Source organism: Rhizobacter sp. P3_B12 (assembly GCF_056402895.1).
The window spans coordinates 1-6,402 of record NZ_JBFUGN010000293.1 but is presented as its reverse complement, the minus strand read 5'-3'; the positions used below and the strand labels follow the sequence as shown (position 1 = coordinate 6,402).

General features: G+C 62.3%; 4 protein-coding genes. 3 read left to right on the top strand and 1 reads right to left on the bottom strand.

Annotated elements, in window-relative coordinates; all coding sequences use genetic code 11:
* Positions 1-149: 149 nt before the first annotated feature.
* Positions 150-788 (top strand): TetR/AcrR family transcriptional regulator, encoded by a 639-nt coding sequence (locus tag AC1D01_RS16380; RefSeq protein ID WP_477868032.1) that lies wholly within the window; start codon positions 150-152, stop codon positions 786-788.
* 1 nt (position 789) lies between these two features.
* Here AC1D01_RS16380 and AC1D01_RS16375 read toward each other — a convergent pair whose 3' ends face one another.
* On the bottom strand, positions 790-1,008 hold the full coding sequence (locus AC1D01_RS16375; RefSeq protein ID WP_477868030.1) for a hypothetical protein: 219 nt from the start codon (positions 1,006-1,008) through the stop codon (positions 790-792).
* Positions 1,009-1,189: 181 nt separating this feature from the next.
* On the opposite strand from AC1D01_RS16375, the gene AC1D01_RS16370 reads away from it, so the two are divergent.
* Together AC1D01_RS16370 and AC1D01_RS16365 are read left to right on the top strand one after the other, a co-directional pair.
* Positions 1,190-3,724 (top strand): response regulator, encoded by a 2,535-nt coding sequence (locus AC1D01_RS16370; RefSeq protein WP_477868028.1) that lies wholly within the window; start codon positions 1,190-1,192, stop codon positions 3,722-3,724.
* 176 nt (positions 3,725-3,900) lie between these two features.
* On the top strand, positions 3,901-6,402 hold a 2,502-nt coding region (locus tag AC1D01_RS16365), incomplete at its 3' end, for a hypothetical protein (protein ID WP_477868026.1).

The following is a 6,402-nucleotide window of genomic DNA, read 5'->3' as shown; positions in this document are numbered from 1 at the left end:
GTGCGGGGCGCGGCCGAAGCCGGTGATGCCTTGCTGCAGGTCGATCAGCACGAGGGCGGTGCGGGCGGGGTCAAGAGGCCTGGAGTCAAGAGATAGCATGGGATCCTTCAGTGGCTTATTTGTGAGGGTGTCCTCGCAAAAATAATTCTATGAGGAAGATCTCACAAAAGTCCAGTGCCTCCGGTGCGGGCGATGCCGCGCCCGTGGAGCGCGTGCGCCGCCAGCGCGGGCACCAGCGCGTCGAGGTGCTGCTCGGCGCCGCGGCGCAGGTGTTCGCGGAGAGGGGCTATGACGCGGCGACGATGACCGAGATCGCGGCGCGCGCCGAGTCGTCGATCGGCTCGCTCTACCAGTTCTTCCCGACCAAGCCCGAGGTGGCGCAGGGCGTGATCGCGCTGCAGGCGGGCGAATTGCAGGCGCGGCTGGCCGCGATGGCCGAGGCGAGCGCCGGCTGGGATGTCGATGAACTGAGCGCGCGGCTGGTGGTCGCGTTGATCGAGTTCCGCGCCGCCCATCCGTCGTTCGCGCGGCTGGTCGACTCGCCGGGCGCGCCGGCCGAGCAGGTGCAGGCGGTGCGCCAGGCGATGCGCGTGCAGCTGGCGCAGATCCTCGCGCCGCATGCGGCCGGCCTGACGAAGGCGCGGCTGGCCGCGGTGTCGGTGGCGGTTCAGCAGGTGATGAAGGCGGCGGTCACGCTGAACACCGAAGCGGCGCCGGGCACGCGTGCCGCGCTGGCAGAGCTGAAGGAGATGCTGCGCGTCTATCTGCGCGCTGCACTGCAGGCCTGAATCAGGCAGCCAGGTCCAGCCACAGGTCGACCTTGGGCGCGTTCGGGTCGCGCGGCTTGCGCCGGCGATTCTTCTGTCCGCTGCCGAAGGTGGCGACCGGTGTCGTGATGCGGCGCAGGTCGTCGAGCACCGCGTCGGTGGGCGGCGCCTGGTGTGTCGATTTCRCCGGCACCGACGCTGCGTTGAACAGTTCACGCGGCAGGAACAGGGAATCGCTCATGAGGGCCTCGCTCGGTCGGGGATGTCGTGCAGCAGTGTGCAGCCGGCGTGTTTCAACGGGGCTTCCCTTCGGGTTTCATTTGTTGCACGCACCGCGACTTCCGGGCATAAAGGAAGGGCTCATCAGACGCACACGAACATACACACGCACAGGCCGGCATGCCGGTCGACAGGGAGGTGGCGTGGGGATCAGTCATGACGCCGCCGTGCCGGTCATCGGGCACGATGCAGCAGCAGTATCTGACGATGACGGCCCGGCGTTCCTGCCGGACCAGGCGGCCAGCCCGGCGCAGCGCCGGCGCGCAACGACCCTCATCGTGGTCTCCGCCCTGCTGTTCCTGAGCTTGGCACCGTTTGCAAAGGTCAAGCTGTCGCCCTTCCCGAGCTTCATCGCCCTTTATGAAACCGCGGTGGTCGTCAACGACCTGATCACGGCGGTGCTGCTGTTCGGCCAGTCGCGCGTGCTGCGGGCGCGGCCGCTGGCGGTGCTGGCGAGCGGCTACCTGTTCGCGGCCTTGCTGGTGGTCGGCCATGCGATGAGCTTTCCGGGGCTGTTCGCGCCCGAGGGCCTGCTGGGCGCGGGGCCGCACAGCACGGCGTGGATCTACCTGTTCTGGCACCTGGGCTTTCCGCTGTTCGTGCTGGCCTATGCGTGGCCACGGCGCGGTCCGCGTGCCGTCTCGCACCCGTTCGCGGTGCCGCTGTTCACGGTGGCGCTGGCCTTGGGGCTGATCGCGCTTGCGACGGTGGGCGCATCGTTGCTGCCGGCGGTCATGCAGGGCTCGCAGTCGACGCCGCTGCTGCGCGGGATGGTCGGGGTGATCTGTGCCGTCACGGTGCTGACGCTCGGCCTGCTGTGGCAGCAGCGCCGCCCCTCGGTGCTCGACCGCTGGCTGATGGTGGCGCTGTGCGCCTGGTTGTTCGACACCGCGCTGTCGGCGATGCTGAACGGCGGCCGCTACGACCTGGGCTTCTACGCCGGCCGGCTGTACGGCCTGCTGACCTGCAGCGTCGTGCTGTACGAGCTGCTGCTGGAGAACGGGTGGATGTATGCGCGCCTGGCGCAGGCCCATGCGGACGAGCGACGGCGCGGCCGTGAACTGGCTCAGGCGCGCGACCAGGCGCAGGCCGCCGATGCGGCAAAAAGTTTGTTCCTGGCGAGCATGAGCCACGAGATCCGCACGCCGATGAACGCCATCATCGGCCTGACGCAGCTGGTGCTCGACGGCCGGCTCGACACGCAGCAGCGCGGCCACCTCAGCAAGGTGCAGACCTCGTCGAAGGCGCTGCTCTCGTTGCTGAACGACATCCTCGACTACTCGAAGGCCGAGGCCGGCCGGGTGGTGCTGGAGAGCGAGGAGTTCAGCCCCGAGGAAACGATCGAGAACGTCGGCAACCTGTTCGCCGTGAAGATCGAGGAGGCCGGGCTGGAGCTGGTGTTCGAGATCGACGAGGCCATTCCGCAGCGGCTGCTCGGCGATTCGTTGCGGCTGACGCAGGTGCTGAACAACCTGGTCGGCAATGCGATCAAGTTCACGTCGCGCGGCGAGATCGTCGTCAGCGCCGCGCTGCTGTCGCGTGACGAGAACGGGGTCGAGCTGCGCTTCGGCGTGCGCGACACCGGTATCGGCCTGACGCCCGAGCAGGCGGGGCAGCTGTTCCAGGTGTTCAGCCAGGCCGAGCGCAGCACCGCGCGCCGCTACGGCGGTACCGGGCTGGGGCTGGCGATCTGCAAGCGCCTGGTCGAGCTGATGGGCGGCACGATCGAGGTGCGCAGCGCGCCCGGCGAGGGCAGCCTGTTCACGTTCAACGCGCGCTTCGGGTTGGCGCGCGAGGGTGCCGAGCGCATCGACCTGCATTCGATCCGCGGCATGCGCACGCTGGTGCTCGACAACCAGCCGACCGCGCGCGTGGTGCTGCAGCAGGTGCTGCAGAGCTGGCGTTTCCAGGTCGGCAGCGCGGCCTTCGCGGACGACGCGATGCACAAGCTGAAGCGCGCCGACGCGCAGTCGCCGTACGAGCTGCTGCTGCTCGACTGGCGTTCGGCCGATCTCGATTTCGTGCACGAAGCACGGCGCCTGATGGCCGAGCGCGGCACACAGCAGCTGGCGATCATCGCGATGGCGACGCCGCACACGCTGGAGCGGGTCAGCGAGGCGCTGGGCGAGCTGCCGCTGACGGGCGTGCTGAGCAAGCCGGTCACGCCGTCGCGGCTGTTCGACACGGTGGTGCGGCTGCAGCGCGGCGAGCAGGCGAAGGACACGCCGGCGGTGTCGCGCAGTGCCGGCTACGCCGAGCAGTTGAAGCCGCTGCGCGGCGCGCGCGTGCTGCTGGCCGAGGACAACCTGGTGAACCAGCAGGTGGCGCTCGCCTTCCTGGCGCTCGGCGAGCTGGAGGTGACGGTCGCGAACAACGGGCTGGAGGCGGTGGAGTGGGTGCGCAAGGCGCCCTTCGACCTGGTGCTGATGGACATGCAGATGCCGGAGATGGACGGGCCGCAGGCGACGCGGGTGATCCGCCAGCTGCCGCAGGGCGAGCATCTGCCGATCATCGCGATGACGGCGGCGGCGATGGACGAGGACCGGCAGGAGTGCTTTGCTGCCGGCATGAATGCGCACGTGAGCAAGCCGATCGATCCGCAGCATCTGGTCCAGACACTGCTGGCGTGGATGCCGGCGTTGTCCGTGCGCTGTTCCGTGCCACGCCGCGGGGGGTGAGGGCGCGGGCTGCGAGTGGGTGGGCGCTGGCCAGGCCCCGGACATGCGCCGGCGCCTGCGGCACCGAGGATGAAACTACCGGGCTCATGCCGTCATGGAACCACTGAGCGGTGAGGGTGACATACGTGTCGTCAGGCAACGACATTCATTCACGCATCACGATCAGAGAGGAAACCATGTACAGCATGACGTCCACCGCTTCGCGAGACAAGCTTTCTGCTCAGGAAAAATCTCCGGTGATGGAGTATGGTTTCCGCGACGGACGTCTTGATTTCTCAATGAATAAAAACTCCTTGCTGAGTGAGGAGGCGATCGAAAACCTCCTCGGTGATTTCAGCCAAGGACAAATCACGAGCGTTGCATTACCCGAGTCCCTCGAGGAAATACCGAAGGGACTGCGCAACATCACGACGCTTCGGAAAATCATTGTCCCACAGTTCGGCGGTGACCTCTCGAAGCTCGTCGGGACATGGAACAAATACCTGCGGGAGCGTCCCGAGCGTCGCCTCGGGATTAAATTGCGAGGCCTTTCTTATCACCATTGGGGTACGCTGAGAATGCGTGGTTCGGTCGATCTCACGAATTCTAAAGATCCGACGATCTCCTTTGTCGGGGGGCGGGGTGCGGAGACGAATTATCATGCCGCCGTGTATAGGTGCCACGATGGATGCCTCGATCTGTCAGCGAGCGATCCATGTTCGCTGGACGCGGATATCATGAAAGACATCCTGGGAAGGATGGAGAAAAAGAACAGGCCTGAAAGACAGAAAGAAGGAATTACGAGCATCCTGCTGCCGCACCAGGTTGAAGAATCGGTGGCCATGCAGGGTATACGTGATGTGATCGCAGGGTATAACGAGCGTCTCGGTGTGAAGATCGAAACGAAGTTTGCCAATCAGGCAACTCAGGTGATTGTTGCCGAGCCGGCATTCGAGAAGGTGCCTGATAAGTGGGATGAAGCGATCCGGAAAGCTGAGGGATTTGTTGCCTTGGCAATTTCCGAGGGCCTTGGAGGAGAGGATGTCCGTCGGAGATCGGAAGATTTGTTGCGCGGGATTGAGGCTTGCAAGGATGGGTCAAGTTGCTCCCGACAAAGCATGAATCGGTTGGGTGAGTGCGTGCTCGCATTCATCCTCCTTTGCAGGGATGAGAAAAGCATTGATGATCCCCAAGGAATAAACGCAGAATATCTCCAGGGGAGGGTTCGAGAGACTTGGGGCCATGACGCACCCTTTGCAGATCTCATCAAAGTCATAAGCAATGATTTCGGCCTCTCGAAACTGCATAAAGCACTGAGAGCAGGAGAGGGCGCTCAGGCAGGGACCCAAGACCTCTTCTATGCAGCACTTGTTCCGCGCTATCTGAGAATGCTGCGGGTAATACAAAAAGAGAGATATGGACGTGGTACGTTCTGGTCGGAGCTTCCAAACTCTGGTACACGGCGCGCGGAAGCGTCCAGTGCGGAAATGACGGTGCCAAGCCTTTGCGATTTGGGTGCAATGAATGGAGAAGTACGCAAAAAATTCGAGAAATATGGGATAGGAAGCTACGAGGGGTTGCTGGGAGTGGTTTCGTTTCGATCAGCTCTGGTGCGCAGCATCTTGTCGGGTCAATATGCCGACACATTCAGGCCCATGAAACTTTCAGACCGCATGGGTCGTTCGCAGTTGTTCACGGCTCTGAGGGTCGACAAGGACCAGAATGGCCATCTTTTCATGCAGAGCCGTGGCGTATTGCTCGACGCAATTGAAAAGCTCCGACCTCCCGATAAGGAGGAGGCCATCAATTGGGTGCACGCACTATTTCTCAGCAAGAAGAGTCCTTGCCTCGTTTATGAGGGGATCAATATTTTTGACGAGCGCCTGAAGTTGTCGGGTCCGTCGTCGGATCTGCTGAAGAAAATAAGCCAGGAGTTCCCTGATTTCCTGGGAAATCGTCCTCGGAATATGAAATCAGGGCCGCAGATCGTGTTCGATTTCATGAAAAACTATTTTGATGATAAATCGAGAGATGACGTGATGTGGAGCATCCTCGGGGCACTATGGTCGGAATTGTCGTTGCAACACAAGTATGACGAGCGGCTCAAGCCTGCTTTCAAGAGTTCCTTGGTGATGGCGCGGCTGATCAAGGCATTGGAAAATCAGAAGGATGATTCCTTCCGCCAGGACTGCAAGGACCTTGGGCAGTTGAAGGATTCCGGCTGCACGCGGGGGGAGGTGTGGGAGCGATGGAAGATCATGGTGAACATGCGGATCCATCCGGAAAATCGTTATATAAGGAGAGAGCCGAACATCGAGTCGATGAACGGAATTCTGAATCTGGAAAGTATCGACATCTTCGGATGGAATGACTATAAATATTATTTCGAGGAGATGGCCAGAGCTCAGCCGCGTGACGGGCGGCAGATTGTAGATATTCGTTTGGGGCTCTTCGACGGCAGTCCAAGAATTCCGGAAGGCTTGTTTGCAATAAAAACGATATCCAGAATCACCATTGACGACAAGAGGGTGCGCAAGAATACGGCGACTCTGGATCTCAGTGGGTGGCAACCGGGTGAAGCATCTCCGCAACTGGAAGTGGAATGGAAGAGCATGGCTTCGCTGACGCGGGAGCAGGTGCAGGTGCATGCAGATGTGGAATTGGCAAGCGTCAGCGGAGGGATTTGCAGACTTCAGGCT